Origin of the sequence: Pseudomonas graminis (genome assembly GCF_001705435.1) — a bacterium.
Taxonomy (GTDB): Bacteria; Pseudomonadota; Gammaproteobacteria; order Pseudomonadales; family Pseudomonadaceae; genus Aquipseudomonas; species Aquipseudomonas graminis_B.
Genome location: NZ_MDEN01000054.1, coordinates 60,275 through 86,817, shown reverse-complemented (window position 1 = coordinate 86,817; position 26,543 = coordinate 60,275). Strand labels below are relative to the sequence as shown.

Genomic DNA, 26,543 nt, shown 5'->3' with positions numbered 1-26,543 from the left:
GGGAAGAGGCCGGTGAGGCTGCCGAGGTTCATTCCCGCATCGCGATTTTCGGCGGGCGCGCAATCAAGTTGCGCGTATCAACGTCTGCATCAGTTCCGCCTCCGTCGACAGGGTTTTCGAGTTCGCCTGATAAGCCGTCTGCGCCTGGATCAGTTCAACCAGTTCATTGGTCAACGTGACATTGGAGCCCTCCAGCGAGTGCCCGATGACACTGCCCAAGGTGCCGACACCCGGCATGTCGTAATTGGCCACGCCAGAGGCCAGGGTTTCGACCCAGCGCGTGTCGCTCACCGGCTGCAGCCCCTGGTTGTTGGCGAAGCTGGCGAGCATGACCTGACCGACATTGCGGTGCAGGCCATTGCTGAAGCCGATCATCAGCATGCCGCTCTTGTCGATCGTCAGCTGGTTCGCCTGCCCTGCCGTGTGGCCATCGATCACGATGTTGCTGCTGCCGGTGGCGGCGTTGTGCTGACTGAGCTTGTTGAAGTCCATGACAATGCCGTCGGCATTTCCCACCGCGCCATTCGCGCCCCAACGCCCGCCCGGTTTGTTGCCGTCCAGCGGTTTGGCCGGCACCCAGCCTTCGAGGGTCAGGGTGTTGTTGGCGGCGGTCAGCCATTGACTGCCGATCAGCGATTGCAGCGAGCCGCCGGAGTCGAACAGCATGCTCGCCGTCGAGGGCGCCGTGCTGGTCGGGTCCTGCGGGTTGCGCCCGTCAATCAGCGTATGCATCTTCCAGCTGTTGCTGCCGTCTTTGACAAAATACTGGGTCATTTCGTGGCGCATGCCGAGGCTGTCGAACACGCCATAGGTGGACGCCTTGGTGTAGGTGGTGATGTCCGCAGGATTGAAGGTCGGCACGGGCCGCGGCATGAGCGGATCGGCCGGGTCGAGCACCGGCAGGCCGCCGTCCAGCAACGGCAGTGAGATCGGTCCTGGAGACGGCGCGGGGCTGGCGGTCCAGGTGCCGTTGACGTTCACCGCCGGGCGCCATGTCTGCAGGGACAACTCGGTGTCGGAAATCATCTTCACCGCCGCCGTCGGGCCGGTGAGCGAAAGCCTCCCCGCCGCAGACACCTGCAAACCGATCTCCAGAGGCGCGGTGCTGGTGGGGTCCAGCGGATTGACGCCGTCGACGAGAATGTACGACGTCCAGTTGTCGTCTTCAGTCTTGACGAAGTACTGCTTGAGCTCGTGATCCGTTGGCGGAACGCCGGCATCCTGAATCAGCCGTCCCGTTACCCGCGTGTAGGTAGTCGGGTCGCCAGGATCGAACCGCGGGAGGGCGCCAAGTGACGCCGACGCCGCGTTCAGGTTGAGGGTCTGCTCCATCTTGCCCGTGGCCTTGGGCGACATGTCGGCCGCGTCGATCTTCAGATCCGTACGAACGCCGCTGATCACCTCCCCGGCGTCTGTCACCCCGTAGCCTTGCAAGCGGCTGCCGTGGGCGTCGACGACAAAATTCTGCGCATCCTTGATGAACGCCCCGGACCGGCCGTAACTGATGGAACCGGCGTCACTCATGACAAAAAAACCGCTGCCCTGAATGCGCATGTCGAGCGCCCTGCCCTCGCTGGTGATGACCCCGCCGGGGGCAAAATTCTGCGAAACGTTGGCCACTTGCACCCCATCCCCCGAGGCCGTGCGGCTGCCACCGAGCATAGAGGAGGAATAGACCGCCGAGAATTCGGCGCGAGAGGATTTAAAACCGGAGGTGTGGACGTTGGCGATGTTGTTGCCGGCCACTTCCATGCGCTTGTGCGCCGCGTGCAAACCTGAAACCGCTGTGTTGAATGACATGAACACTCCCTGAGTCGTTGTTCAACGACACGCTCGTCGATGCATCGAGATCGCGGGCAAAGGAATGCAATCGAACGGGCCGCATAAACGGCGCCGCTCAATGGCATTTATTTGTCAGCGAACTTGATTCTCGCAAAGACGAAAGTAGGAAGTTTCCAGTTGTAGAGTGGGATGGCTCTCGATATTTCCATCAAAAAAAACCATGAAAAAAAGCCCCTCAGAGAGGGGCTTCGTTGACCGTGTCCAGCGACCGTTATCAGGTCATCTGAATGATGGTCTGCATGATGGTGCTCTGGGTCGAAATGGTCTTGGCGTTTGCCTGGTAGTTGCTTTGCGCCTTGATCAGGTTGACCAGCTCACCGGTCAGGTCGACGTTGGATTCTTCCAGCGCCTGCCCGGTCAAGTAACCCAGCGTACCCGACTGTGGAGCGCCCGTGACCGGGATGCCCGACGAAGCCGATTCGCGCCAGTTGGTGCCGCCCGCCGGGGACAGGCCCTGAACGTTGGCGAAGTTGGTCAGCGACACCTGACCGATCACCTTGGACTGACCGTTGGTGTAGGTCGCGAACATGTTGCCGGTGGCGTCGATGTTCATGGCCGTGATCTGGCCGGTGGCGTAACCGTCCTGGGTCTTGCTGATCGCACCCGACACGGCGTTGGTCTGGGTGGTCGCCAGCATGTTGAGCTTGATCCCGCCCGCGTTCGCGGCCGCACCATTGCTCGCCCAGGTGGTGGTGCTGCCAACAGTTGTCTTGGCGGCCGGCACCCAGTTGTTGATGGAGAAAACACCGTCCGTACCAATGCTCACGTTGGGCGAGTTGGTGGTGTCCGGACTGCCGGTACCGCTGGTGATCAAGCCACCCGACGAATCGAAGGTCACTGCGGTCGCGTCAGCGGTAGTGGACGTTGGATCGTTGATGCTGCGGCCATCGACCAGACTGTACATGGTCCAGGTATTGGTGCCCGTCTTCGCGAAATACTGGTCGAGGGTGTGCTGGTTACCCTGACTGTCGTACATCGGCGTGCTGTAGGTCGTGGTGTAGCTGCTGGTGTCCGACGGCGAAAATGTCGACACCGTCGGCACGGTCGACGAGGAGTTCAGGTTGGAGGCGACGGTAATCAAACTGGTGCTTTTCGGCGCCAGGTTCGACGAATCGACGCGCAGGTTGCTCAGCACGCCCGTGGCGACATTGCCCTGACCGTCAACGCTGTAGCCCTGCAGATTGTTGCCCGATTCGTTGACGATGTAGCCATCGGAATCGGTGTGAAATGCACCGGCGCGGGTGTAGAGCTTCTCGCCGTTGTTGCTCATCATGAAGAAGCCGTTGCCGTTGATCGCCAGGTCCAGGCTGCGACCGGTACCGGTGTTCAGCGTGCCCTGGGTGAACTGCTGAGAAACGGCGGCGGTGGTGACGCCACTGCCGGTGTTGGTGCTACCGGAGGTGCCGCGAATCGATTGGGCGTACTGGTCAGCAAACTCCGCACGGGAAGATTTGAAACCGGTGGTCGCGACGTTGGCAATGTTGTTGCCGGTGACGTCCAGACTTTTGTTTGCGGCGTAGAGCCCACTAAGACCAACATTGAAAGACATGATTAACTCCTGCGCCGTCTAGTCGGCTCTAAATTCCGATTTGCTTGATTTTTGCCAGTGCCACTTGGGTGCCGCCGGCGAGGTTCAACGTCATGTCAGAGCCCGTTGTGCCCATGGTCACGCTGTTCACTGTCGCCGGCAGATAGGTGCTCAGCTGAGTGGCGGTGCCGTTGAGGCTGCCGTTGGCGACGAAACTGTAATTGCCCGCTGCCACCGCTGCGCCGCTGTCATCCGTGCCATCCCAGCTAAAGGAGGTGGTACCGGACGCTTGAGTGCCCAGGTCGATGGTGCGCACGACGTTGGTACCGGTGCTGTCGTAGACCTTCACCGTGGTGTCGGTGCTGGACGATGGCAGCACCACCGAACCTGTCATCGCCTTGCTGGTGTCGACGTAGGTCGAACCGGCGTCCACGGTCACCGAGCGGCCAACCAGCGACGAGGCCTGCAACGCCTGGGACGACTGATACATGGTGCTGATCGAGTCGACCGAGGTGCTCAGGTTCTGCATGGTTTCCAGGCTGCTGAACTGAGCCAGCTGGGCCACGAACTCGCTGTTGTCCTGAGGATCGAGCGGGTTCTGGTTCTGCATTTGCGTCACGAGCAATTGCAGGAATGAATCCTTACCCAGGGAACTTGAGCCGGTGAGGCTGCTGGTGTCGGTGCTGGATTTGGTGCTAGTGCCTGTGGTCCCGGGGGTCGTGCTTTGCAGCCCTTTGAGGAACGTCGAGGTAGCGTCTGTGCTTGAGACCGTCATGGATTTCGCCCTTTATCACTGACCCAGGGTCAGGACCTTCTGCATCATTGTTTTCGCGGTGTTCATGATTTCCGCGTTGGTCTGGAACGAACGACTGGCCGAGATCATGTCGGCCATCTCGTTGACGACGTTGACGTTCGGGTAATAGACGTAGCCGTTTTTGTCAGCCGAGGGGTGGTTTGGCTCGTAACGTGCTTCGAGGTTTGAGGCGTCTTCGATGATGCCGGAAACCTGTACGCCGGTGCCGGCCTGGCCCTGGTCTTCGAACAGCGAGGCGCTGCCGCCGGATTCCTGACCCTGGAAGACCGTGGCGAACACCGGATGGCGGGCGCGGTAGGTCTTGTCCATGCTGGAGGACACGGTTTCGGCGTTGGCGATGTTGCTGGCCACGGTGTTGAGACGAGTGTTCTGGGCACTCATGCCGCTACCGGCAATATTGAAAACACTGGACAGGGACATGGATTACTCTCCGCGCAGGGCTGCAACGAGCCCTTTGAATTTGCTGTTGAGCAAGGTGAAGCTGGCCTGAAAACCGATGGCGTTTTCGGCGTAGTTGGCATTTTCGACTTGGGAGTCGACGGTGTTCTGGTCCAGCGACGGCTGCGACGGGGTGCGGTAGAGCAGGCTGGCTTCGCCATCGCTCATGCCTTCGGCTTCGATGTGACGGCTGTTGGTCATGTCGAGGGCGAAGTGGCCGTTTTTGCTTTTGTCGCTTTCGGCGGCCAGGACTTTGGAGAAGTCGAGGTCACGGGCCTTGTAGTTGGGGGTGTCGGCGTTGGTGATGTTGTTGGCCAGCACTTCAGCACGCTGGGCGCGGAAGTTGAGCGCTTTTTCGTGGATGCCGAGGGCGTTTTCAAAACTGATGCTCATGTCGGGACCTTTGAGGGCTGACCAGATGTACGTGCAGGAGTTATAGCAAGGTGCGTGCCACTTGCTGAAAGTGCCGTTTTTAGCGGGCTGCAGGGGTGTTGGTGTTGGGGGATGACAGAAAAGCGGCAAGGGATTTCCGCTCGATGGGACGAAAGCGGCAAGGGCGGTGCCGTTTTTTTGCCGTTACATGGGTCCGTGCTCGGCCCTGCTGACCGGTTAACAGCATCTGCCTAACGGCAGATATTTCGCCTTCGGCGAGTTACTTGGAAAAGCACCCCAAGTAACCAAGGGTGCTTGCTCCTGGTTGGGCCCTTCCTTCGTCAGGGTTCCTTCACTCCGGTCTCGCTCCGTGGGCCCGCCGCCATCCGCCATCCATGGCGGGGGGCGGCTCTCGCGGCATCCATGCCGCTCGGCCCACGGAGCGAGACCTGCGTTCAGCCTGCACCCAAGTCGCGACGGGTGTCGTCTGGGCTGGCTGTGCATGAAGATCAAGAGCAGATCAAAGGCTTCCCGGCTGAAGCCGGTCCTACTAATACACCGCGTGCAGTCAGTGATGATCGTTCCCACGCTCCGCGTGGGAATGCCGCTCCGGACGCTCCGCGTCCCGCAGACGACGCACATTCAGGCCGTGGAAGTGACGCAGAGCGTCACGGGATACATACCTACGCGGAGCGTGGGAACGATCAGATATCTCTGACACGGCGCGCACGTCGTAGGACCGGCTTCAGCCGGGAAGCCTTTGATCTGCTTCTGATCTGCTTTTGATCTTGATCTTCATACGCAAAAGGCTCAAACACCGCAAAACGCGACTTGGGTGCAGGCTGAACGCAGGTTTCGCGCAGTGGGCCGAGCCGCATGGATGCGGCGAGAGCGCCGTCAGGGCATGGATGCCCGTTCGGCGCGGGCCCACGGAGCGAGACCGAAGTGAGGGTATTCCGACGGAGGAGGAACCCAACCAGGAGCAAGCACCCTTGGTTACTTGGGGTGCTTTTCCAAGTAACTCGCCGAAGGCGAAATGTCTGCCATTAGGCAGACCAAACTCAGCGCCACCACAATTAACCCGCTGCCAAAAATACAAGCGCCAACACAAAACAAAAAACCCCGCCTAAGCGGGGTTCTCATCAAATCAAAAGCGCAGCCAATCACTTGGCCTGATAGATAATCCCGGGACTGCACTGCACCATCTGATAATGATCCGGTAACCCGTTCAACGCCTCCGACGCCCCAAGGAACAAATACCCCCCAGGCTTCAACGTCGAATGAATCCGCAACAGAATGTCCTTCTTCACATCCGCCGAAAAATAAATCAGCACGTTCCGACAGAACACGATATCGAACTTGCCCAACGCCGCATAACTGTCCAACAAATTGAACGAACGGAACTCCACACGGCTCTTGATCGGCGCCTTCACCGTCCAGCGCCCTGGCGTCTTCTGATCGAAAAAACGCTGCAGACGGTCCGGCGACAAACCCCGGCCGATGGCCAGACTGTCGTACTCACCCGTCTTGCAATTGTTCAACATCAAACCCGACAAATCCGTCGCCACAATCTGCACACCCGACTTCAACTGCCCCGGGTTACTGCGCTCGAACTCATCGATCGACATCGACAGCGAATACGGTTCCTGCCCCGAAGAACAGGCCGCCGACCAGATGCGCAAACGCTGGTTGGGGCTGGCCTTCATCGCCTCAGGCAAGACCTTGTTCTTCAGCACCTCGAAGGGGTACGTATCGCGAAACCACAACGTCTCGTTGGTCGTCATCGCATCGACCACCTGCTCGCGCAAGCCACTGCGCGGCTGGGTCTGGATACGCTGGATAAGCTCGCCCAACGACTTGATGGACTGCTGCTCCATCAACTTGTTGAGGCGGCTGGAGACCAGATACTGTTTATTTTCACCCAGCAAAATGCCACAGGCTTTTTCCAGGAATACCCGGAACTGATCAAAATCCAAATTACCTGTAGACATGCCGCCCCTCAAATCATGTGAACAGCAAGGAGGAAAATCCCTCCTCAGCTGATATCCGCCGCCTTGATACGATCCACTACCCTCGCCGCCAGATCATCCGGCCGGAACTTGGCCAGGAAATCATCAGCGCCGACCTTCTTGACCATCGCCTGGTTGAACACGCCCGACAGCGAGGTGTGCAACACGATATGCAGCTTCTGCATGCGCGGGTCGCTGCGAATCTCCGCAGTGAGGGTATAGCCATCCATCTCCGGCATTTCAATGTCGGAAATCATCATCAGGAATTCTTCTTCGGGCTTTTTGCCCTCTTCCACCAGTTTGCGCAGGTAATCGAGTGCCTGACGACCGTCATTCAACGCCGTGACTTCCACGCCGACGGTTTGCAGGCAACGCGTCACCTGTTTGCGCGCCACGGAAGAGTCATCGACCGTCAACACGCGCAAGGACAACGCCTTGTGCTGCACCTCCGCCGTGACCACGCCGACCGAGATGTTCTCGGAGACCGGCGCCACTTCGGCGAGGATCTTCTCGACGTCGATGATCTCCACCAACTGATTGTCGAGACGCGTCACCGCCGTGAGGTAGTGATCGCGGCCCGTGCCCTTGGGTGGCGGATGAATGTCTTCCCAGTTCATGTTGACGATGCGTTCCACCGCATGCACCAGGAAGCCCTGAATCTTGGTGTTGTACTCCGTGATGATCACGAATGAATTGGCAATGTCAGACAGCGGCTTGCCGCCGGTCGCCAATGCCAGATCGAGGATCGGGATGGTCCCGCCACGAATGTTTGCCACTCCGCGCACAATCGGACTGGATTTGGGCATGTGGGTAAGTTTCGGGCACTGAAGCACCTCTTTTACCTTGAACACGTTGATCCCATACAACTGCTTGCCGTCCAACCGGAACAGCAACAGTTCAAGGCGGTTCTGCCCTACCAGTTGAGTGCGCTGGTTTACTGAATCCATCACACCAGCCATGCACCACTCCTCCCAAAACGACCAATTGCGCTACCGGATCGGTAAGCGGCACGGGCCTTGCTATTTACTCATCATGAACACACAAACGACAGTATCCCGACGCCCGGCACCCGCAACCCGCAGCTTTCTCTGCGTGCTGGTCGCGCTGTGTCTGTTGTGTGCTGCCAGCCTGGGCCGCGCAGACAACATGACCCTGCCTGAAACACTTATCGGCGTGACCCAGGGCTTTCTTGAATTCACAGTTGAAGACTACATGTCGACCAACCAAACCGCCGGCCGCTACGAGATCGAAGTCAAGCAGCTGGATCCGCGTCTGCGTATGCCGCTGTGTGACAAGGATTTGACAGCATCACTGGAAAGCCCGGCCCAGCCCATCGGCCGCGTCACCGTGAAGATACGCTGCGAAGGCACCTCGCCGTGGACGGTGTTCGTGCCGGCCCAGGTCCATCTTTACCGCAATGTGGTCACGGCCGTGCGGCCAATGAAGCGCGACGCGATCGTGACTGAAAACGATGTGGCGCTGCGCGAACGTGACGTGAGCCTGCTGGGGCAAGGCTTCCTGGATTCAGTCGATCAGGCAGTCGGGCAGAAAGTTGTCCGACCAACGGTCATCGACCAGATCCTGACGCCCGTCCATCTCGACCAACCGCAAATGGTCCACAAGGGCGATCAGGTCGTCATCAGCGCGCGCAGCGGCTCAATGAGCGTGCGCATGCCGGGCGAGGCGTTGTCCGACGGCGGTTTCAACGAGCAAATACGGGTGAAGAACCTCAATTCGCAACGGGTGATCAAGGCCAACATCGTTGCGCCCGGGCAAGTTGAGGTTGCTATGTAACTCACATGTGAAGGTAAGACCTCTGGCGCTGCGCTTGCGCTTTTCCTACACTCGGAACCCCAGTGCTCCGCGCGACGTCCATTCGAGACTGTTTTCGCGCGAGCCCTAAAGTTATTCCGGGTATGGCCGAAACCAAGGCAAGCGTCCTAGAACCCAGAGGTTTTTCAATCATGGTCATCGACTTCAATCGTTTGAATAGCTCCACTCCCGTTGGCGGTACAACACGTACTGCCAGCACCAAGGAAGCCAGCAAAACCGAAGCTACGGCAGCGGTCAGCGGCACCTCGAGCGTGCCCGGCAGTGGTGAGGCAGTACATTTGAGCAGCGAAGCTCAACAGTTGCAGAAGATCAGTGATTCGTTGCGTGATCAGCCTGTCGTCAACAGCGCCCGTGTGGCTGAGTTGAAGCAGGCGGTCGCCGACGGCAGCTATAAGGTCGACAGCAATCGTGTTGCTAGCAAACTGCTTAACTTCGAAGCCCAGCGCTAGCCCCAGGTCTGCGCAGGGGCTTCTGGACGCTTAAACACCAGGGCATGCGATGCAAGACACTACATTGCTTCAACTGATCACGGACGACATTGCGCCAACCCGGCATCTGCTGGACATCCTGAAGGCCGAGTCAGTGGCGCTTCACGGGCGCAATATGGTCGAGATGGAACACATCCTGGCGCAGAAACAGGCGCTGGTGATCGTGCTCGAGCAGCATGGACGCCGACGTACCCAGCTGATGACCAGCCTGGGTCTGCCCGCCAATCGTGCGGGACTCGAAGAAGTGGCGAAACATTCGTCAGTGGGTGAAGCCCTGTTAACCGCAGGTGATGAACTCAGCACACTGATGAGTGAATGCCAGGCCGCCAACGAACAGAACGGCAGCCTTATCCAGCTCCAGCAACTCACCACGGCACAGCAGTTGAGGATTCTCAACGGCGGCGACACCCCGACGCTGTATGACAGCCGCGGTTCGACGTCGGGCAAGGCCAGGCCACGTCCGCTCAGCCAGGCGTAAGTTCTTGTATCAAGGTGCGCACCGTGATGGCAATATGCCGCACGCTGAACGCTGCCGTTATTTGCCTGGAGATGGATAGACCGTGAATGCCTCAAGCGCGGAAGATGTTCCGCAGCCCCCGAAGGTACTGACCACCCCGTTGGAAATCGCCGCCAATCTGCGGCTGCTGATGGAAAGTCATGACCCGTTGATCATCACGTTTCACGAGCGCACCCAGCGGTTTCAGAGCTACGTGATCGACGTCAATCGCGACACCAACGAGATGATTTTCGACGAGATGATCCCCCGTGACGGTGAGCGTTTCCTCGCCAGCGGTGAGCCCTTCCGGGTCGAAGGTTTTCACGACGGCGTGCGCATCGCCTGGGAAAGCAAAGACCAACTGACCGTCATTGCAGAGCCGCGCAGCTATCGCGGGCCTCTGCCCCAAGAAGTGGTTTATCACCAGCGCCGCAACGCGTTCCGCGCGGCGCTCAAGCTCGCGTCCCTGATCGATGTAGAGATCGGTGGCGACCGGCTTAAATTCCCGTTGCGCGGCAAGCTGCTGGATGTCTCTGCCACCGGCTGCAAGCTACGGTTTGAAGGCGATGTCTCGGAGCGCATGCAGTTGGGTCAGGTCTATGAGCGGTTCATCGCTTCCCTGCCCTTCGGCAACATGACCACCCCGGTGGAACTGCGCCATCTGCACTTCGAAGAAAGAATCAACACCACATTCGCCGGTGTGCGCTTTCACAACATGAGTGGATTGGTGCAGCGCCAGGTCGAGCGTTTTGTGTATCAACTGCAGCGCGAAGCGCGACGCTTCGACAAAGACGACGATTTCTGATCGTTGTCGGTGGCTCGGCTGGCGCGTTTCAGGGCGTGCCGGCGGGTGAAGCAGGACCGTCCTCAGACGGGAATAGACGCTTGAGTACACCCTCAATTTTGCGGTGTAATGAATGATGCCTTCCCGGCTAAAGCCAGTCCTACTGAGGGTACGCGGTGTGACAGTAGGACCGGCTTCAGCCGGGAAGACGTCCTCGTGGCCACCCTCGGTTTTGCGGTGTCGCGGCGGTCTCGGGAGGGACCGCCCCCCCATCACAAAGGCCGATCCACCCCAACATCCCGACGCACCTCAACCGACTCCTCCGGCCCAGCCGCACTAGGTTCAGCAGCCACTTCCTCATCCATAATCGCCACCGGCCGCACAACGCCCTCACCCGACGCCACAACCCGCTCCACCATCTCTGGCTGTACTTCTGCATCGGCCGCCGCATCCGGCGCAACCTCTGACGAAACCTCTGGCTCGGGCTCAACGTCCTGCATCTGATCCTGCACCACCTGCTCATCAACCCGAGGGTCAAGGGCGACCACCAGCGGCGAGCTGGACATGCTGTCGGGCATGGCAATGTGGTGCAGCGGGGCGTCTTCGACCTGGTGCAGGTTGGTGACGGCTTTCGGACGGATACGCAGCACTAGCACCAGCGCCACGAAGCAGACAAAGGCATAGAGCATGTTGCTGCCGAACATCTTCATCAGCACGCCGGACACCAGCGGGCCGATACTCGCGCCGACGCCATAGGTCATCAGCAGCATGGCGGTCAGCGATACGCGCCGCTCGCCTTCGACATGGTCGTTGGAAAACGCCACGGCCAACGGGTACAGCGAAAACTGCAGCAGGGATGCCAGGAAACCCACCGCCAGCAGCAGCTCCATCGGCACACTCGGGAGGATCGCCAGAGGCAGCGATGCCAGCACCAGCAAGCCGGCGACGCCACGGATCAGCCAGGCACGGTCATAGCGGTCCGAGAGTTTGCCCAGCGGACCTTGCACGATAAGGCCCGCGCCGATGCAGCTGGCCATGAACAGACCGACATGCTCGGTGGACAGTCCCTGTTGCGCGGCATACAGCGGCGCAAGGCCGTAGAACGAGCCGATAATCATGCCGGCGCTCAACACCGTGGTCAGCGACTGCGGCACACGGCGCATGAAGAACAGCGGCTCCAGCGGTGCCGGGTGCATGGGCGCCGGGTGAATGCTGCGGGTCATTGCCACCGGCACCAGGCACAGCGCAAAGCACATCGCCACGAGCATCAGCAGTTCAGGGCCGAGCTGCGGGTGGATGACCAGAATCAGCTGGCCGAGCACCAGCCCCAGGTACGAGGCGATCATGTAAAGGCTGAACACGGTACCACGCTGCTTGGGCGAGGCCTGCTCGTTGAGCCAGCTCTCGATGACCATGTACTGGCACATCATGCCCAGGCCGACGATCATCCGCAGGAAGATCCACGCCGGGAGATAGTCGAACAGCCCGTGGCCCAGCACCGCGGCGCCGACGATACCGGCGCACGTGGCGTACGCACGGATGTGCCCGATCCGGCCGATCAGGCGGTGGCCGATCTTGCCGCCCAGGGCCAGACCGACATAGTTCGCCGCCATCAACGCACCCACCCACAGGCCATCGACCTGATCGGCGGCCAGACGCAAGGCAAGGTAGGTGCTGAGCAGGCCCGAGCCGATCAACATCATCAGCGAGGCAAAATACAGCGCTCGAAAGGACTTCCAGATTTGGCGCATAGCTTTCCAAAAGACGGAAACCCTCGGTTTCAGAGGATTTCCGAACAGCGATTCTTAAGCCTGAGCGGCCAGAACGCGGCGCTCCCAGGGGGTGATTTCGTTGAAGAAGCTGGTCAGTTCCAGGGTCTTCGATGCGACGTAGCCTTCGATGAATTCGGCACCAAACAGTTCCTTGGCCAGCGAGCTGCGAGTCAGACGTTCCAGAGCAGCGTGCAAGGTACATGGCAACGACAGATTATCGGGCACGACGAACTCACCTTGAATCGGTGGCGACGGTTCGAGCCTGTGCTCAATACCATGAAGCCCCGCAGCCAGACTGGCCGCAATGGCCAGATACGGGTTGGCGTCGGCGCCGGGCAGACGGTTCTCGACCCGACGGGCGACCGGTGCGCTGGCCGGAATGCGCAGGCCCGCCGCGCGGTTGTCGTGGGACCAGCAAGCATTGTTCGGCGAAGCAAACGGATGGCACAGGCGCTGATAGGAATTGACGTTCGGCGCGAACAGCGCGGTGAAGTCGGCCATCGCCGCCTGCTGCCCACCGATGAAGTGATGGAACAGCTCGGTGGCCTCGCCCTGATCGTCGCTGAAGATGTTCCGGCCGGTGGCGGTCTCGACCACGCTCTGGTGAATGTGCATTGAGCTGCCGGGGGTGTGCGCCAGCGGTTTGGCCATGCACACCACGATCAAGCCGTGCTTGAGCGCGACCTCCTTGAGCATGTGCTTGAACAGGAACGTCTGGTCGGCCAGCAACAACGGATCGCCGTGCAGCAGATTGATCTCGAACTGGCTGACGCCCATCTCGTGCATGACGGTGTCGCGGGGCAGACCCAGCGCCGCCATGCAGGCATAGACCTCTTTGAAGAACGGCCGCAGGCCGTTGTTGGAACTGATGCTGAACGCCGACTGGCCGTCTTCGCGACGACCGTCCAGACCGACCGGCGGCTGGAAGGGCTGGCTCGGATCGGAGTTGGGCGCGAAGACAAAGAATTCCAGTTCGGTGGCCACCACCGGTGACCAGCCATGGCGGGCATAGCGGGCAATCACCGATTTGAGCTGACCGCGGGTGGACAGCGGCGACGGTTGGCCGTCCAGCTCGTCGGCGTCGCAGATTGCGAGGGCGCGCGGCTCGTCGCTCCACGGCAGACGATGGGTCTGCTGCGGGTCGGCGATCAGGGCCAGATCGCCATCGTCGCTGCCGTAGAATTTCGACGGCGGGTAGCCGCCCATGATGCATTGCAGCAGCACACCCCGCGCCAGCTGCAACCGACGGCCTTCGAGAAAGCCCTCGCCGGACATCACCTTCCCTCGTGGCACGCCGTTCAGATCCGGCGTGACGCATTCAATTTCATCAATGCCCATCAGTCGCTGCGCGAGTGAATGGTGGTCATCGCTGCTCATGACTCAAATCCTTTTTCGTGGGGCACGCCGCAGTGCGGCAAGGCGTACAAAATAAGCGTCGGGCGTTCGGAATATCAAGCGCATCTTCGCAGCACGGCGGGTTGGCCGGGTTCTTGCTTTTTCGGTGCCATAGCGCCGCAAACGCCATTTCGATGACGGCGAGCGTTCGACGACGCCAGCCAACACAGCGCGGGCGTTCCGCCGTGCGTCCACGAGCACAGCCCGCAGCGCGTCAGAGAGCACAGGAAGCTTATGAGTAAAACGATCCCGGTCACCCAGCCTTTGCTGCCGCCGCTGGAAGAGTTCATGCCTTATCTGCAGCAGATATGGGACAGCAAGCGCCTGACCAACGCCGGCCCGTTCCATGAAAAGCTGGAGAAGGACCTGGCCGCGTACCTGGGCGTCGATCATTTGTGCCTGTTTTCCAACGGCACACTGGCGCTGCTGACCGCATTGCAGGCCTTGCGCGTGACTGGCGAAGTCATCACCACGCCCTACTCGTTTGTCGCCACCGCCCATTCGCTGCTGTGGAACGGGCTCAAACCGGTGTTCGTCGACATCGCGCCGGGCACCTTCAACCTCGACCCAGACCGCATCGAAGAGGCCATCACCCCGGCAACCACCGCGATCATGCCGGTGCATTGCTATGGCATGCCGTGTGACGTCGACCGCATTCAGCAGATCGCCGACCGTTATGGCCTGAAGGTGATTTACGACGCCGCTCACGCCTTCGGTGTGCAGCACCAGGGGCAGAGCCTGTTGCGCAACGGCGACCTGTCGGTGCTCAGCTTCCACGCCACCAAAGTCTTCAACACCTTCGAAGGCGGCGCGATCGTCTGCCCGGACGCTAAAACCAAAAAGCGCATCGATTACCTGAAGAACTTCGGTTTTGCCGATGAAGTGACCGTCGTCGCCCCCGGCATCAACGGCAAGATGAGCGAGATCAACGCCGCGTTCGGCCTGTTGCAGCTCAACTACATCGACGGCGCGCTGGAACGCAGAAAGCAGATCGACACGATGTACCGTGAAGCCCTGACGCAGATACCCGGCATCGATTTGCTCTGGAGCCCCGGCGAGCACCACAACTATTCCTACTTCCCGGTGCTGGTGAGCGACGCCTTCCCCATCAGCCGCGACGCCTTGTTCGAGCGCTTTCGCGAGCAGGACATTCTGGTCCGGCGCTATTTCTATCCGCTGATCTCATCGTTCCCGATGTACCGCAGCCTGGAGTCGGCCAAACCGGACCGCCTGCAGGTGGCGAGCGATGTGTCGAATCGGGTTCTGTGCCTGCCGATCTTCGATAGCCTGACCCCGGATGAATTCGCCCGCATTATCGCGATCATGCAGACGGTGCTGGCCGAGCACCGCTGAGCCGCGCCCACATTCACATCGCCGGTCCGCACCCATGAGCGCAAACCGGCGCCCGTCATCCGTCGCAAGGTAACCCGATGAGCGCTTCACGCCTGGTCAGCATCGTCATTCCCGCCTACAAACCCACGTACTTCGAGTTGGCGCTGCGCAGCGCATTTGCCCAGGACTACGATCAGCTGGAGATCGTGATCTGCGACGACTGTCGTGACGGCGGCATTCGCGCGCTGGTGGATCAGTTGACGCCGGAAAGCCCGTTCCCGATTCGTTATTTCTTCAACGAACATTCGCTGGGCGAAGCGCTGAACGTCGCGCGCGGCATCAAGGAGGCACGCGGGGCGTACATCAAGTTTCTCTACGATGACGACCTGCTGGAACCCGAGTGTGTCAGTGCGCTGGTCGAGCTGCTGCATGGCCATCCGGACATCACCCTCGCGGCGGCAACCCGTCGCCTGATCAACGAAAACGGCGAGTTCCTGCGGGAGAACATGCTGACGGTGTTCCCGTTCAAGGAAGACGTGGTCATCCACGGGCCGGAGCTGGTGGCCCTGCTGTCGGAACTGCCGTTGACGTTTATGGGCGAACCCAGTTCGGTCATGTGCCGGCGTGACAGCGCGCTGGCCTATGGTCAGGACCTGATGGCGCTCAAGGGTCTGCCGATCCACTGGCTTGGCGATATCACCCTGTACGTCAAACTGCTGCGTGAGGGCAATCTGGCGTTCATCAGCCGTCCGCTGTCGCGCTTTCGCATGACCGACACCCAGAGCAGCAGCATTGCGCGGGCCACGCCGCAGATCGCCAAAGAAGGTCACGCCAACTATTACCGCATCACCAAAGAGCTTGAGTGGCTTCGCCCGCTGGCCGACAACGGCGACGTCAAGGTCGCGCCGCTGCATGATCGGGAGAACTTCGTCCCCTTCAATCTGCGTGCCTGGTTCTTGCAGAAGTCGGCAACGGAGGTCCGCCACGACCAGATCCAGGAGTGGGCCTGGCAGCGTCGCCCCGCCGGGCCGCAGAAGCCGCACATCGTGCAGTACTTCCAGCAGCACAACGGCGCGCCGACCTTCGCGATCATCGTCTCCGATCTGCATAACCGCCAGCAGGCACTGGTCAAGACCCTGGTGAGTGTCGAGGCGGCCACCCGCGGCTGGATGCCGCCACGGGTGTTCGTGCTCTACGACGGCAGCCGCGAGACGCCGCAACAAGTGGCGGACAACCCGGCTGTGTATGTGCCGGTCACGGGGCGCAACTGCGCAGCGCCGCTCAACCGGCTGATGGATGAGCAAGGGTTCGACTGGTTTCTGATGCTCGATGCCGGCGCGACAGTCAATGTCGCCGGGCTGTTCAAAGCGGCGGTCAAAATCAGCGAAGGGCCGACCACCCGGGCCCTGTTCGCCGATGAAATCGCCCAGACCCAGGACGACACGTCGGAAGTCATGCTGCGGCCGGACTTCAGCCTCGATTACCTGCTCAGCTGCCCGGGGGTGACCAGCAAGCACTGGATCTTCAACCGCTACTCGGTCATTGATGCCGGGCGGTTCGATGCGCACTACCCCCAGGCGCTTGAACTGGACCTGATCCTGCGCCTGATCGAGCACGATGGCATGGGTGGCCTCGAACACATTGCCGAGCCCCTCGTCACCCATCGACCGCAAGCGCGGGAGTCGAACCTCGATGAAGCGCGAACGCTGCAGCGCCACTTGCTCGCCCGAGGCTATGAAAACGGCCAGGTGATCGAGACACGCCCTCGGCAGTACCAGATCAAGTACGGCCACGCGGGTCAGCCCAGGGTCTCGATCATCATTGCCACTCGGGACCAGATCCTGCTCATGCAGCGTTGCGTCGAGAGCATTCTGGAGAAAACCACGTACCCGAATTACGAGATCCTCATCGTCGACAACGACAGCCAGACGTCTGAGGCCATTGACTGGCTGAACGGCGTCGCGGCCATGGGCCTGGAGCAGGTGCGCGTGCTGCGCCATCCGGGCGAATTCGACCGCTCGGCCCTCTACAACAGTGCGGCACGCGAGGCGACCGGCGATTACGTGTTGCTGCTCGACACCAGCACCGCGGTGTTGCACGGCGACTGGCTCGACAACCTGCTCAATCATGCGCAACGGCCCGAAGTCGGCATCGTCGGCGCAAAACTGCTGGCGCCGGACAACACGATCCGCCACGCGGGCCTGATCCTCGGCTTGCACGAGCCTGTCACCCCGATCTTCAGCGGCCAGAGCGGCGCCAGCGAAGGCTACATGCAGCGGCTGGCGGTGGATCAGAATTACAGCGCGGTCAGCGACGCCTGCCTGATGATCAGCCGGGCGCTGTTCGAAGCGGCGGACGGGCTGGACGAGGGTGAGCTGAACAACACTTATCGCGGCGTCGACCTGTGCCTGCGCGTGAAGGAGTCCGGGCGGTTGATCGTCTGGACGCCCCACGTGGTGCTGCTTCACGAACCCCGAGCTGAAGACAGTGCCCGGATCAAAGCACCAGACGAACAGGCAAACCCTGCGCTGTACCGCAAATGGCTGAAGTACATCGCCCATGACCCGGCGTACAACGACAACTTTTCGGCCCGCGCCCAGGGCTTGCAACTCGAAACCAACACGGCACTGACCTGGCGGCCGCTGAGCTGGCGCCCTGTGCCGATTGTGCTGTCCCACCTGAACGACCGCTGCCCGGCGAGCCAACGCCTGAACGGTGCGCTGGACACCCTCGCTGACGCACTGCTGATCGAGCCTGTGTCCGTGCCTGACGTCCTGACCCTCGGCGAGTTCGCCCGCCTGCGCCCGGAAGCGGTGATCCTCCAATGCCCCTTGAGCGAAGCGTCCCTTGACGACATCCGCACGATCAAGGCGCACACCCAGGCGCTGCGCCTCTGCGACATGGATCAATACCCGCCGTCAGCCGAGCGATTGCCCGGCGCGCCTCTAGCCCAACAACTGCGTGACGGTCTTGAGGCCAGTCTGGCGCTGATGCACAAGGTGGTGGTGTCCAGCCCAGGGCTGGCCAATGAACTGAGCGCGCTGCATCCGCACATCGAGGTCATCGAAACCCGCTTGAGCGAACGCTGGCAGCGGGTGCAGTGCCATTCGCTGCCCCATGACAAGCCACGGGTCGGCTGGGTCGGCACGCAGGCGGAAGTAAACGATCTGGCGCTGATTGCGGACGTGATCGAAGCATTCGCCGACCGGGTCGAGTGGATCATCATGGGCCCGTGCCCGCAGGCCCTGCGCCCTTATGTTCATGAATGGCGCAGCCCGGTGGAAGGTGTCCTGTATCCCGGCGTGCTGGCGTGTCTGGACCTGGACGTCGCCCTGATTCCCGCTGACCACGATGTGTTTGGCGAACACAGAAGCTGCCGCCTGGCGCTGGAGTTCGGCGCCTGTGGCTATCCGGTCATCGCCACCGACGTGCAGGGCCTGCGCAACAACCTGCCGCTGACGCGGGTGCAAAACACAACGGCCGCCTGGACCGACGCCATCGACCAGCACCTCAACGATCTGCACGAATCAAAACGACTCGGGCAGGCCTTGAAACAACGCGTGATGAGTGACTGGACGATGGATGAGGCGTATCTGCAGCGCTGGCGCCAAGTGTTGCTGGACCGCTGAATAAAAAGGGCTCCTTCGTGGAGCCCTTTTTTGTACCGGTGAACAGGCACTTTACGCGCTTGAGGGTGACCCATTCGCTCACCAGCGAATCACGCACCCACCCCACGAATACCCCACGCCGAAACCCACCGCCGTGATCACGCTGCCGGGTTGCACCTGGCCTTTCTTCAGCGCCTCTTTCAGCGCGATGGGAATGCTGCACGACACCGTATTGCCGCAGTGCTTGAACTCGGTGATGAATTTCTCCGGCGCCAGCTTCAGCCGGCGGCGCAGGGCTTCGAGCATGAACTGGTTGGCCTGGTGAAAAACGAACAGGTCGGAATGCTCGACCGTGAATTGCTCGTCGAACAGGGAGGCGAACAATGCCGGGACCCGGGTCATGGAGAATTCGAAGATCGCCGGGCCGTTCATGTACAGGTCCGCGTCCGAACGGACATTGCCGCTGTCGTCTTCGTACTCGACGGGCATGTGTTCCGCGTCGAACGGCCGGCGGGCAGCGCCCATGGGCACGATCAGGTTGTTCGCGCCGGCGCCGTCGCTGCCGTAACGGAAGCGATCGAGGCAAGGCCCCTCCTCGTCCGACGCTTTGATCAACGTGGCGGCCGCCGCATCGCCGAACAGCGTACGCACGCTCTTGTCCTGGGGGTTGATGTAGCGGCTGTAGGTTTCGGCGGTGATCAGCAGCACGTTCTTGCACTGTCCGGATTCGATGAAACCTTTGGCAATGCCCAGCCCGTAGATAAACCCCGAACAACCCTGATTGAAATCGAACGCGGCGCAGTGCTGCGGCAGTTGCAGGCGATGCTGCAGGATGCAGGCGGTGGCCGGGAGCATGTGATCGGGGCTTTGGGTGCAGTAGATCAGGCAGTCGATCTGCTCGCGCGGCGTGGCGCTGGTGGCGAAGAGTTTTTCGCAGGCGCGAAACGCGAGGTCCGAGGCGGTCTCGTCGTCGGCAACGATGTGCCGCTGACTGATCCCGGTCTTCTGGAAAATCTTGTCGACGTCCCACTCCGGAAATGCGTCGGCCAGCATCTGGTTGTCGAGCACGCGCTCAGGCAGTTCGTATTCGATCTCGGCGATTCGAGCGTAGGTAGGCATGTCGTTTTTATCCTGAGATGCACTTGGCCGGCACACCGAAAACCACGCTGCCGGGTTTGACCGCCCGCAGCACCACGCTGCCGGCGCCGACCACAGCCCCTTTGCCGACGCGCACCTTGGGCAGCACGGAGGCACGCGAACCGAGGAACACCTCGTCTTCGAGCACGGCGCCACCGGTTAGATCACAGTGCCCGCTGAGGGTCGAGAACTGGCCGATGACGGTGTCATGGCCGACGGTACACAGCGAATTGATCGTGACGAAATCGCCAACGACCAGGTCCACCGACAACACCGAAAACGGGCACACCAGCACGCCCCGCCCGATGGTCACGTTCTCGCCGACGATGGCCGTGGGGTGAATCAGCGTGAAAAACGCCGCGCCCTTGGCCAGCAGCTTTTCCACCACGTATTTCTTGTCAGCGGGCTTGCCGATGGCGCAGAGCAGCAGCTCATCGTCGGCCGGTTCGTAGGCGTCGATGGTCGAGATAATGTCGGCGTAATGACTGAAGCGATTGAGGGACAGGCTGCCATCATCGATGAAGCCGCCGATGACGTAATCCGGGTTGTGCTCGACCCAGTCCTTGAGCCAGGAATGGACCTCCCGGCCCAGACCGCCTGCGCCGACGATAATGAGTTTTGTGGTGTTCATTCGGCCAGGTAACCTCCATCGACAACCAGCGAAGTACCCGTGACCCAGCGCGCGGCCGGTGACAGCAGATAATTGACGGCGTAGGCCACGTCCAGCGGATGACCGAGCCCCAGCGGATGTTTGCGTTCGATGGCGGCCATGGCGTCTTCGCCGACCAGGCCTTCGAGCTTCTGCGCCATTTCGGTCTTGATCACGCCAGGTGCGATGGCGTTGACGCGGATGCCTTCCCGCGCCAGCTCAAGGGCGGCGGCGCGGACCATGGATTCGACCGCGCCCTTGCTCGCGCAGTAACCGATCAACGCGGGTTGAGCGACCTGAGCCATGACCGAGGACAGCATGACGATGCTCGACGGGTTGCGGCACACGCCTTTTTGCCGGAACGCCTTGATCAGGGAAAACCCGGACGTGACGTTGGTGGCAAAGATGGTTTCCCAGTGGTCCAGGCCCATGGCCCGAATCGGCAACGGTAATTGCACGCCCGCGGCATGCACCAGACCGTCGAACGGCGAGCCGTTGCGGGACAGGCCTTTCAGCCAGGCGGAAACATCGCCGCCACCCAGAAAATCGAACACCTCGACCGAGTGACCTTCGCCGTGCAGCTGCCCGAGGGTTTCCTCCAGGCGCTGAGTGTCACGGGCCACGGCGACGATGCGCGCGCCCTGCCGGCTCAGCCAGATGGCGACTTCACGGCCGATTCCGGAGGACGCGCCCGTGACCAGGATGGACATGCCGTCCAGTGAGAAAGGATTGCTCTGCACTTACGCCTCGCTACTGTCTGTGCCGACCAGCGTCAGCGGGCTGATCCACGTGTTGTCGAGATCGACGACGCACCCGGCCCACGAATACCCCACGCCGAAACCGGCGAGCAGGTGCTGGCCGTGCAGGGTCGAGCCGCTGTCGGCCGTGGCCGCGTTGGCGCTGAGACTCAACGCCAGGGGAATCGACGCGCTGCTGGTGTTGCCGACGTTCTGCAGATTGAGCACGACCTTTTCCGCCGGCAATTTAGTCTTCTTCGCCAGGTGCTCGAGCATGAAGCGGTTGGCTTGGTGGAACACATAGTTGTCGATGGGGCGTTGCTGCTCCTCGGCGTGTTGTTCCAGCGTACGCACCAGCCCCGGCACGCGGGCCAGGGTGAAGGCGAAGATCTCGGTGCCGTTCATGTACAGGTCGAACGGCCCGCGCACGTTGTCTTCACGGGTGGAGCCATCGGCCCCCTTGCGGTCACGAAACCCGCCGCCGGGGACGATGAGGTTCTTCTCGCCACGGCCGTCGGTGCCGAGCACGAACGGTACGCCCGCAACAGTACTGTCGTGGTCGAGCAACGTGGCGGAACCGGCATCGCCAAACAGCGCGGCCACCGAGCGATCACCCGGCGCCACCAGTTTGCTGATGGTGTCGCCGACCAATAGCAACACCCGTCGGCTGCCGCCACCGGCGATCATCGCCGACGCCATCCATAAACCGTACACGTAACCGGAGCAGCCCATATTGACGTCGAACGCTGCGGTGGTGACCGGCAAACCCAGACGGCGCTGCAAGGTGCAGGCGGTGGCCGGGAGCACGTAGTCCGGGGTCTGGGTGATGAAGATCAGCGTGTCGATGGACGACTTGTCGATGCCCAGATCCGCCAACAGACGCTCGGCCGCCTCGACACACAGGTCCGAGGTGCACTGGCCCTGCACCACATGCCGGCGTTCGATGCCGGTGCTGGCCATGATCTTGGCGATGCTCTCGTCGCCGAAGCGCCCGGTCAGGTCCGCGACATCCGACACGGCCTTGGGCAGCGCACAGGCGATGCCCCTGATTTTGACGTTGGCAATGCTGCGCACTGCGTCAGCGTTACTGCCCGTGACGCTACTCATACCCGTTCCTCGCCAACCGTTGTAGCGGCACCGGCCTGTCGTGCCCACTCCGCGCAGGACGCCCGAAAATGCAGAAGCTTGGCTTCCAGCGAGCTGTAATAACGCGGGGCATGCCAGGACCAGGTGTCGCCAGGAATTCTCTTGCAGATAGTGTGATCTTCTTCAAAAACGGTCCGGTTGTTGTCGGCCGTGGAGGTCATGAACGTGGACACGATCTCGTCGTATCGCTCGGACGCGGCACGCAGCGGGTACAGCTGGCTGGTGAACCAGGTCCGGTCGGGTTGGGCAGAAGGAAAGAAATTCTGCATCGACCACGAATAACCGTAGGTCGAGGACAGCATCGAAAACGGATACAGAAAAAGGCTCACGTACCCTGCGTAGGCCTCCCGCGGGGCGAAAAAGCGCGACAGGCTTTCCAGCCGCCGGGCGACCTTTTCATTCTCTACCGGGGCGTACCAGATGGAGTTCTCGCCGTAGAACACATTCTCGCCGATGCCCAGTTTCAGGGTCGCCAGGGTGTCCCGGTGCACGAGGGGGATGTGGTACGGCTCGAGGGCGTTTTCCAGGGAAATCGGCCAGTCGGCTTCGAAAACGTAGCGATTGAAGTCCGAAGGCTTGTTCAAATTCGGCGTTGTCTGCTCAAGCAGCGTGAAGATGTGCTGACCCAACTGGTCAAGCAGCGACGCCCGGGGCTCGATGGCAAAAAACACCAGCTCGCCGCAGGTCGCCAACTTGAAGAAGTTCAGGCTGGCGCTGCCGATGTCACAGCCGACAAAACGCTTGGCATCCGGGATGCGCAGCTGTCCGTCGGCGTAGTTCCAGCCGTGGTAGGGGCAGAGAATCCGCTGATGGCCGGCGTCTTCGGTGAAAAACCGCGTCCCTCGGTGGGGGCAGCGGTTGTCGAAGGCGATCAGATTGCCCGCGTCGTTGAACACCACGACTTCGAAATCCAGCACGTTGAAGCGCACAAAATCCTTGTCGTCGGCCACTTGCGACTTCAGGCAAAGCGGATGCCAGTAGGCTTTCACCAGGTCCGGCGCGATCCGTTGTGAGGCTGTGCACGTCATGAGTCTGTCCAGAAAACGGGGGACACGCTTCAGAGCGCCACACCGAGGGCCGCATGGCGGCCCGGATGATGAAACGCTTACGCCTGGAAGCGCTGGATTCGGATACCGGGGGTTATTCCGAAACGAGCGTGATGACGTCCCGGACGGTTTCGCACTTGTTCAGGCGCGAAGCCGAAATGGTTTTCTCCAGGCGCTCGTCGACCAGGGCCATGAAGGTGACCAGGGCAATCGAATCCCAGTCCAGCGGCTGGTCAACCTTGAGGGTGCCCTCATCGGCTTCCATCGCTTCTTCGATCAGCGCGACGACTTGCTCTTCCAGTGCCACTGCTTGCTCTACCATCTCTCGCCACTCCACAGAACTTGATCGGACGCCTTCGCCGATGCGTGGTGGGACTGAAGCAAGTTCCGAACCAGAACCCGAAAAGCAGGCGGCGGAGCCCTGAATACAAGGGCTGCAGGCCATGTGAGTAAAAACGCGGAATTCAGGCGAGACAAAAAAACGGCGCGCTCGAGATGCGACCAGGCCGCTGTATCTGGATTGACTGCAGCCAACGACGTAGGTCAGGCGTTCTGCGATCAATTGTGGGAGCCAGCTTGCTCGCGAAGACGCCGGTACACTCCGTCAATCTCCAGCGGCGAAATGCCGTCTTTGCAGGCCACTATTGTGGCCCGCGCTGGATCAGCGCCCACCGTCATTACTCTGCAGTTCTTTCGTCACCGATTGTCGCGCCACGCATGTGGAACACCAGCATCGTGCCTTCGATGTGGTACAGCTCCAGGCTGCTGGCCAGCTCTTCCAGGTAGCGAGTCAGCTCCGGGAATTGCGGGTTACCGTAGTCGTGCCAGACGATGCAACTGCTGTCGCCACCCAGCATCTTCAGCGAGTTTTCGGTGTCGCGCTTGACGTACTCATACTCGTGGTTGGCATCGACGAAGATGAAGTCGAACTTGCCCGCGTAGGGCGACGGATCGAAGGCCATGGAGTCCTGCAGAATCTGCCGAACCATTGCCTTCTTCGGCGACTGATTGTACTTGCGGCTCGACAGCACGGCCTTTTCGGCAAGCAGTTTGTCATCGCCCTGGAACACGATACCGTCGGTGTCCGGCAGGTCCAGCGTGTAAATGCGTGGCTCGCTGTCGCCGTTGTCCGGCAGGTCTTCCAGCACCAATCGGGTGGTGCGCCCGTCGAAGGTGCCGAACTCGAAGACGAAGTCCGGGTTGATGGCGCGGACCAGCTTGAGCAGCATGACCGACTCAAATGCCGTCAGGCTGCCTGCGCCGTCGGCGGGGGGCATGAAGAATTTGACCTCTTCTTCCCGGCCGTCCTCGATGCTCAGCACACGGTAGGGCCGAATGTGCATCAGCGCTGAAGGGGCGTACGTCCGGGTCGCGAGACAGGTATCCATTTTCTCTCCTCAAGTCGGGTCTGGCGCTGAGCAATGCGCGGTGCGCAGAGGCCGATAAGCCTCGTCAGCTTTAACAATGTTCGGGGTCAATAACGACTGATCACGGCAACGCGCGAACCGTACGCCGCATTGAGTCATTCGGTGGTACCGCTCGCCCTGTGTACGGCGTCGGCCTTCAACTGCGCCAGTTCTTTCTCGTAGTTAACGATTTTCAGAATGCGCGAGTTAACGAAGTGGCGGGTGATGTCCTTCGGCGAAAAAAAGACATCGGTCTGCCATTCGCCGCAGATGAGTTCTTGCCCGGTAGGGTCGTCGGCCGGCTGAATAATCATGTCGGCCAGGATGCGATCAACCCCTGAAATGTTCGGTCCCGACTCATGCCACAGGCGACTGTCCATGATCACGAAATCGCCCGGCGCCAGTTCGGGGGTGACGGTCGGCCACTGCGCATCGAAACTCGCTGGATTGATTTCACCGGCATCGCCGAGCGAGCCCAAGGCATGGGAGCCCACATGAAAAGTCATGCCGCCGTTGTCTTTGTTCACCGCACTGATTGCCACAAAAACGCTGCACTTGTTGCTATTGCCAGCGTGATAACAACTGTCCTGGTGCAGGAACACTTTGTTGGCACTCAGCGCGTCTTTGATGACAAAGCGATGGTTATACAACGCGATGTGCTCGCCCATGAGCGGTTTGAGCGTCGAGGCAAAAACCGGCTCGCGGTACATGTGCGCGAGGCCTTCAGGCAATTGTTCGTTGAGCGATACCGGGTTGGCGCGATTGACGTCCCGCCCCTTTTCCAGCACCTCCCTGTAAAAACGTTTCCACTCGTTCTGCCATGCATCAACCACGTCCCGGGGCACGGCATTACGCACCACAAAAACGCCCGTCTTGCGAAACACGTCAACGTCGAATGCCTCGGACGAGAGCCGGGGAATCAGCGCGTCGAGGGATTTCACGCTGTTGTGCACGGCGCTGTTCATATGAAGCGGAACGTCAGTTCGCTGTCTTTGGTTTCCTTGAACTTGTTGCAACGGGCAAGGACGTTATACCGAATCGGGAACAGTTCACGGTCCGGGGATTCAAGGATATCGATCTCGACGATATCGAAATCGCGTAGCAACGCATTCCAGCCATGTTCGGTGATGCGCCAGCAGTCCGGGCTCGGGCCATGGATGCGCCAGTTCAGCGGTGCGGAAATCAGCAAATAACCCTCGTGTTTGAGGATGCGGCGAATTTCCTTGATGGTGTCGAACGGGTTCAGCGTGTGCTCGATGACTTCCATACAGACGACGCAGTCATAGGCGCTGTCGGCAATGAATTCGTTCTTGCGGGTTATATCGCCAACAAGGGTCGGGCCATAAGTGTCAACGATGTCGAAGGTATCAACGGCAAACTGGGTGAAGCTTTCCCTGACCAGCGAACGTTCCTGGGGGCCGACTTCCAATAAACGTCCGGTCTGTTCGTGGAGCGACTCGGCGGTCTTCTTGACGAAGTGCTGCAGGTGATCACGGGCCAGCTGGAAGGTGTCGTTATCGAATTTCGAAGGTGTCGCCATGATAAGTCCCGCTGTCTGCCTGGGGCAGTGATTGGAAGATAACCGGCGTTAAGCAAAGACGCCTGTCTTTCGAGTATCGGCATGAATCCGACGATCATTAATCTACTCAAGCACGCTTTCCATCAGGCCTCAAGACCTATCACGCGAGCACAACTGGCCACCCCCACAGGG

24 protein-coding genes are annotated in these 26,543 nt (G+C 60.6%); 6 read left to right on the top strand and 18 right to left on the bottom strand.

Annotation, left to right across the window (positions count from 1 at the left end; all coding sequences use genetic code 11):
- Window positions 1–63: 63 nt before the first annotated feature.
- The 7 genes from BBI10_RS04930 to BBI10_RS04895 all read right to left on the bottom strand — a co-directional run bounded on the left by BBI10_RS04930 (window position 64) and on the right by BBI10_RS04895 (window position 7,962).
- Window positions 64–1,800: a flagellar hook protein FlgE gene (locus BBI10_RS04930; RefSeq protein ID WP_065987263.1), complete on the bottom strand. Its 1,737-nt coding sequence runs from the start codon at window positions 1,798–1,800 to the stop codon at window positions 64–66.
- A 256-nt stretch (window positions 1,801–2,056) separates the two neighbouring features.
- Window positions 2,057–3,391 (bottom strand): flagellar hook protein FlgE, encoded by a 1,335-nt coding sequence (gene flgE / locus BBI10_RS04925; protein WP_065987262.1) that lies wholly within the window; start codon window positions 3,389–3,391, stop codon window positions 2,057–2,059.
- Between the two features lie 28 nt (window positions 3,392–3,419).
- The gene (locus BBI10_RS04920) at window positions 3,420–4,145 is read right to left on the bottom strand and encodes a flagellar hook assembly protein FlgD (RefSeq protein WP_065987261.1); all 726 of its coding nucleotides are present in this window, start codon (window positions 4,143–4,145) and stop codon (window positions 3,420–3,422) included.
- Window positions 4,146–4,160: 15 nt separating this feature from the next.
- Entirely contained in the window at window positions 4,161–4,604 is a 444-nt protein-coding gene (gene flgC / locus BBI10_RS04915) for a flagellar basal body rod protein FlgC (protein ID WP_065987260.1), read from the bottom strand.
- 3 nt (window positions 4,605–4,607) lie between these two features.
- A complete protein-coding gene (flgB, locus tag BBI10_RS04910; protein WP_065987259.1) occupies window positions 4,608–5,015 on the bottom strand; it encodes a flagellar basal body rod protein FlgB in 408 nt (135 codons plus the stop codon).
- Between the two features lie 1,142 nt (window positions 5,016–6,157).
- On the bottom strand, window positions 6,158–6,985 hold the full coding sequence (cheR, locus tag BBI10_RS04900; RefSeq protein WP_065987257.1) for a protein-glutamate O-methyltransferase CheR: 828 nt from the start codon (window positions 6,983–6,985) through the stop codon (window positions 6,158–6,160).
- A 44-nt stretch (window positions 6,986–7,029) separates the two neighbouring features.
- Window positions 7,030–7,962 carry a chemotaxis protein CheV gene (locus BBI10_RS04895; RefSeq protein ID WP_065987256.1) on the bottom strand — a complete coding sequence of 311 codons (933 nt, stop codon included), beginning with the start codon at window positions 7,960–7,962 and terminating at the stop codon, window positions 7,030–7,032.
- Between the two features lie 73 nt (window positions 7,963–8,035).
- Between BBI10_RS04895 and flgA the strand changes: the two genes are divergently transcribed.
- The 4 genes from flgA to BBI10_RS04875 all read left to right on the top strand — a co-directional run bounded on the left by flgA (window position 8,036) and on the right by BBI10_RS04875 (window position 10,625).
- Complete coding sequence (gene flgA / locus BBI10_RS04890) at window positions 8,036–8,797, top strand: flagellar basal body P-ring formation chaperone FlgA (RefSeq protein WP_083233028.1); 762 nt, start codon at window positions 8,036–8,038, stop codon at window positions 8,795–8,797.
- Window positions 8,798–8,967: 170 nt separating this feature from the next.
- Window positions 8,968–9,285: a flagellar biosynthesis anti-sigma factor FlgM gene (gene flgM / locus BBI10_RS04885; protein ID WP_065987255.1), complete on the top strand. Its 318-nt coding sequence runs from the start codon at window positions 8,968–8,970 to the stop codon at window positions 9,283–9,285.
- Window positions 9,286–9,334: 49 nt separating this feature from the next.
- On the top strand, window positions 9,335–9,802 hold the full coding sequence (locus BBI10_RS04880; RefSeq protein WP_065987254.1) for a flagella synthesis protein FlgN: 468 nt from the start codon (window positions 9,335–9,337) through the stop codon (window positions 9,800–9,802).
- A gap of 82 nt (window positions 9,803–9,884) precedes the next feature.
- Window positions 9,885–10,625 carry a flagellar brake protein gene (locus BBI10_RS04875; RefSeq protein WP_141695117.1) on the top strand — a complete coding sequence of 247 codons (741 nt, stop codon included), beginning with the start codon at window positions 9,885–9,887 and terminating at the stop codon, window positions 10,623–10,625.
- Between the two features lie 251 nt (window positions 10,626–10,876).
- On the opposite strand, the gene BBI10_RS04870 is transcribed toward BBI10_RS04875, so the two are convergent.
- Together BBI10_RS04870 and BBI10_RS04865 are read right to left on the bottom strand one after the other, a co-directional pair.
- Window positions 10,877–12,355 (bottom strand): MFS transporter, encoded by a 1,479-nt coding sequence (locus BBI10_RS04870; protein WP_083233027.1) that lies wholly within the window; start codon window positions 12,353–12,355, stop codon window positions 10,877–10,879.
- Window positions 12,356–12,409: 54 nt separating this feature from the next.
- Window positions 12,410–13,651, bottom strand: a complete 1,242-nt coding sequence (locus tag BBI10_RS04865; protein WP_208600734.1) for a glutamine synthetase family protein — start codon at window positions 13,649–13,651, stop codon at window positions 12,410–12,412.
- 354 nt (window positions 13,652–14,005) lie between these two features.
- Between BBI10_RS04865 and vioA the strand changes: the two genes are divergently transcribed.
- Window positions 14,006–15,124, top strand: coding sequence for a dTDP-4-amino-4,6-dideoxy-D-glucose aminotransferase VioA (gene vioA, locus BBI10_RS04860; protein WP_065987252.1), 1,119 nt, complete (start codon window positions 14,006–14,008; stop codon window positions 15,122–15,124).
- A 77-nt stretch (window positions 15,125–15,201) separates the two neighbouring features.
- Window positions 15,202–18,732: a glycosyltransferase gene (locus BBI10_RS04855; RefSeq protein WP_065987251.1), complete on the top strand. Its 3,531-nt coding sequence runs from the start codon at window positions 15,202–15,204 to the stop codon at window positions 18,730–18,732.
- A 78-nt stretch (window positions 18,733–18,810) separates the two neighbouring features.
- Here BBI10_RS04855 and BBI10_RS04850 read toward each other — a convergent pair whose 3' ends face one another.
- The 9 genes from BBI10_RS04850 to BBI10_RS04810 all read right to left on the bottom strand — a co-directional run bounded on the left by BBI10_RS04850 (window position 18,811) and on the right by BBI10_RS04810 (window position 26,372).
- Complete coding sequence (locus BBI10_RS04850; RefSeq protein ID WP_065987250.1) at window positions 18,811–19,830, bottom strand: ketoacyl-ACP synthase III; 1,020 nt, start codon at window positions 19,828–19,830, stop codon at window positions 18,811–18,813.
- A gap of 7 nt (window positions 19,831–19,837) precedes the next feature.
- Window positions 19,838–20,479 (bottom strand): acetyltransferase, encoded by a 642-nt coding sequence (locus BBI10_RS04845; RefSeq protein WP_065987249.1) that lies wholly within the window; start codon window positions 20,477–20,479, stop codon window positions 19,838–19,840.
- On the bottom strand, window positions 20,476–21,237 hold the full coding sequence (locus BBI10_RS04840) for an SDR family NAD(P)-dependent oxidoreductase (protein WP_065987248.1): 762 nt from the start codon (window positions 21,235–21,237) through the stop codon (window positions 20,476–20,478). The genes BBI10_RS04845 and BBI10_RS04840 overlap by 4 nt, the downstream gene beginning before the upstream one ends.
- On the bottom strand, window positions 21,238–22,341 hold the full coding sequence (locus tag BBI10_RS04835; RefSeq protein WP_065987247.1) for a ketoacyl-ACP synthase III: 1,104 nt from the start codon (window positions 22,339–22,341) through the stop codon (window positions 21,238–21,240).
- Window positions 22,338–23,408: an aromatic ring-hydroxylating oxygenase subunit alpha gene (locus tag BBI10_RS04830; RefSeq protein ID WP_065987246.1), complete on the bottom strand. Its 1,071-nt coding sequence runs from the start codon at window positions 23,406–23,408 to the stop codon at window positions 22,338–22,340. The genes BBI10_RS04835 and BBI10_RS04830 overlap by 4 nt, the downstream gene beginning before the upstream one ends.
- Window positions 23,409–23,520: 112 nt before the next feature.
- Window positions 23,521–23,748 carry an acyl carrier protein gene (locus BBI10_RS04825; protein ID WP_237254702.1) on the bottom strand — a complete coding sequence of 76 codons (228 nt, stop codon included), beginning with the start codon at window positions 23,746–23,748 and terminating at the stop codon, window positions 23,521–23,523.
- A gap of 355 nt (window positions 23,749–24,103) precedes the next feature.
- The gene (locus tag BBI10_RS04820) at window positions 24,104–24,814 is read right to left on the bottom strand and encodes a class I SAM-dependent methyltransferase (protein WP_065987245.1); all 711 of its coding nucleotides are present in this window, start codon (window positions 24,812–24,814) and stop codon (window positions 24,104–24,106) included.
- A 134-nt stretch (window positions 24,815–24,948) separates the two neighbouring features.
- Window positions 24,949–25,797, bottom strand: a complete 849-nt coding sequence (locus BBI10_RS04815; RefSeq protein ID WP_208600733.1) for a phytanoyl-CoA dioxygenase family protein — start codon at window positions 25,795–25,797, stop codon at window positions 24,949–24,951.
- On the bottom strand, window positions 25,794–26,372 hold the full coding sequence (locus BBI10_RS04810; protein ID WP_065987244.1) for a class I SAM-dependent methyltransferase: 579 nt from the start codon (window positions 26,370–26,372) through the stop codon (window positions 25,794–25,796). Before BBI10_RS04810 ends, BBI10_RS04815 begins: the two co-directional genes overlap by 4 nt.
- Between the last annotated feature and the right edge of the window lie 171 nt (window positions 26,373–26,543).

What these genes read in the sequence shown, in the direction of transcription:
- flgE (WP_065987262.1), bottom strand. Translation starts at nt 3,391, where the DNA reads ATGTCTTTCAATGTTGGTCTTAGTGGGCTCTACGCCGCAAACAAAAGT.
- BBI10_RS04830 (WP_065987246.1), bottom strand. Translation starts at nt 23,408, where the DNA reads ATGACGTGCACAGCCTCACAACGGATCGCGCCGGACCTGGTGAAAGCC.
- flgM (WP_065987255.1), top strand. Translation starts at nt 8,968, where the DNA reads ATGGTCATCGACTTCAATCGTTTGAATAGCTCCACTCCCGTTGGCGGT.
- BBI10_RS04820 (WP_065987245.1), bottom strand. Translation starts at nt 24,814, where the DNA reads ATGGATACCTGTCTCGCGACCCGGACGTACGCCCCTTCAGCGCTGATG.
- BBI10_RS04815 (WP_208600733.1), bottom strand. Translation starts at nt 25,797, where the DNA reads ATGAACAGCGCCGTGCACAACAGCGTGAAATCCCTCGACGCGCTGATT.
- vioA (WP_065987252.1), top strand. Translation starts at nt 14,006, where the DNA reads ATGAGTAAAACGATCCCGGTCACCCAGCCTTTGCTGCCGCCGCTGGAA.
- BBI10_RS04845 (WP_065987249.1), bottom strand. Translation starts at nt 20,479, where the DNA reads ATGAACACCACAAAACTCATTATCGTCGGCGCAGGCGGTCTGGGCCGG.
- BBI10_RS04880 (WP_065987254.1), top strand. Translation starts at nt 9,335, where the DNA reads ATGCAAGACACTACATTGCTTCAACTGATCACGGACGACATTGCGCCA.
- flgB (WP_065987259.1), bottom strand. Translation starts at nt 5,015, where the DNA reads ATGAGCATCAGTTTTGAAAACGCCCTCGGCATCCACGAAAAAGCGCTC.
- BBI10_RS04855 (WP_065987251.1), top strand. Translation starts at nt 15,202, where the DNA reads ATGAGCGCTTCACGCCTGGTCAGCATCGTCATTCCCGCCTACAAACCC.
- BBI10_RS04835 (WP_065987247.1), bottom strand. Translation starts at nt 22,341, where the DNA reads ATGAGTAGCGTCACGGGCAGTAACGCTGACGCAGTGCGCAGCATTGCC.
- BBI10_RS04825 (WP_237254702.1), bottom strand. Translation starts at nt 23,748, where the DNA reads ATGGTAGAGCAAGCAGTGGCACTGGAAGAGCAAGTCGTCGCGCTGATC.
- BBI10_RS04895 (WP_065987256.1), bottom strand. Translation starts at nt 7,962, where the DNA reads ATGGCTGGTGTGATGGATTCAGTAAACCAGCGCACTCAACTGGTAGGG.
- BBI10_RS04865 (WP_208600734.1), bottom strand. Translation starts at nt 13,651, where the DNA reads ATGTCCGGCGAGGGCTTTCTCGAAGGCCGTCGGTTGCAGCTGGCGCGG.
- flgA (WP_083233028.1), top strand. Translation starts at nt 8,036, where the DNA reads ATGAACACACAAACGACAGTATCCCGACGCCCGGCACCCGCAACCCGC.
- BBI10_RS04930 (WP_065987263.1), bottom strand. Translation starts at nt 1,800, where the DNA reads ATGTCATTCAACACAGCGGTTTCAGGTTTGCACGCGGCGCACAAGCGC.
- BBI10_RS04920 (WP_065987261.1), bottom strand. Translation starts at nt 4,145, where the DNA reads ATGACGGTCTCAAGCACAGACGCTACCTCGACGTTCCTCAAAGGGCTG.
- flgC (WP_065987260.1), bottom strand. Translation starts at nt 4,604, where the DNA reads ATGTCCCTGTCCAGTGTTTTCAATATTGCCGGTAGCGGCATGAGTGCC.
- cheR (WP_065987257.1), bottom strand. Translation starts at nt 6,985, where the DNA reads ATGTCTACAGGTAATTTGGATTTTGATCAGTTCCGGGTATTCCTGGAA.
- BBI10_RS04850 (WP_065987250.1), bottom strand. Translation starts at nt 19,830, where the DNA reads ATGCCTACCTACGCTCGAATCGCCGAGATCGAATACGAACTGCCTGAG.
- BBI10_RS04870 (WP_083233027.1), bottom strand. Translation starts at nt 12,355, where the DNA reads ATGCGCCAAATCTGGAAGTCCTTTCGAGCGCTGTATTTTGCCTCGCTG.
- BBI10_RS04810 (WP_065987244.1), bottom strand. Translation starts at nt 26,372, where the DNA reads ATGGCGACACCTTCGAAATTCGATAACGACACCTTCCAGCTGGCCCGT.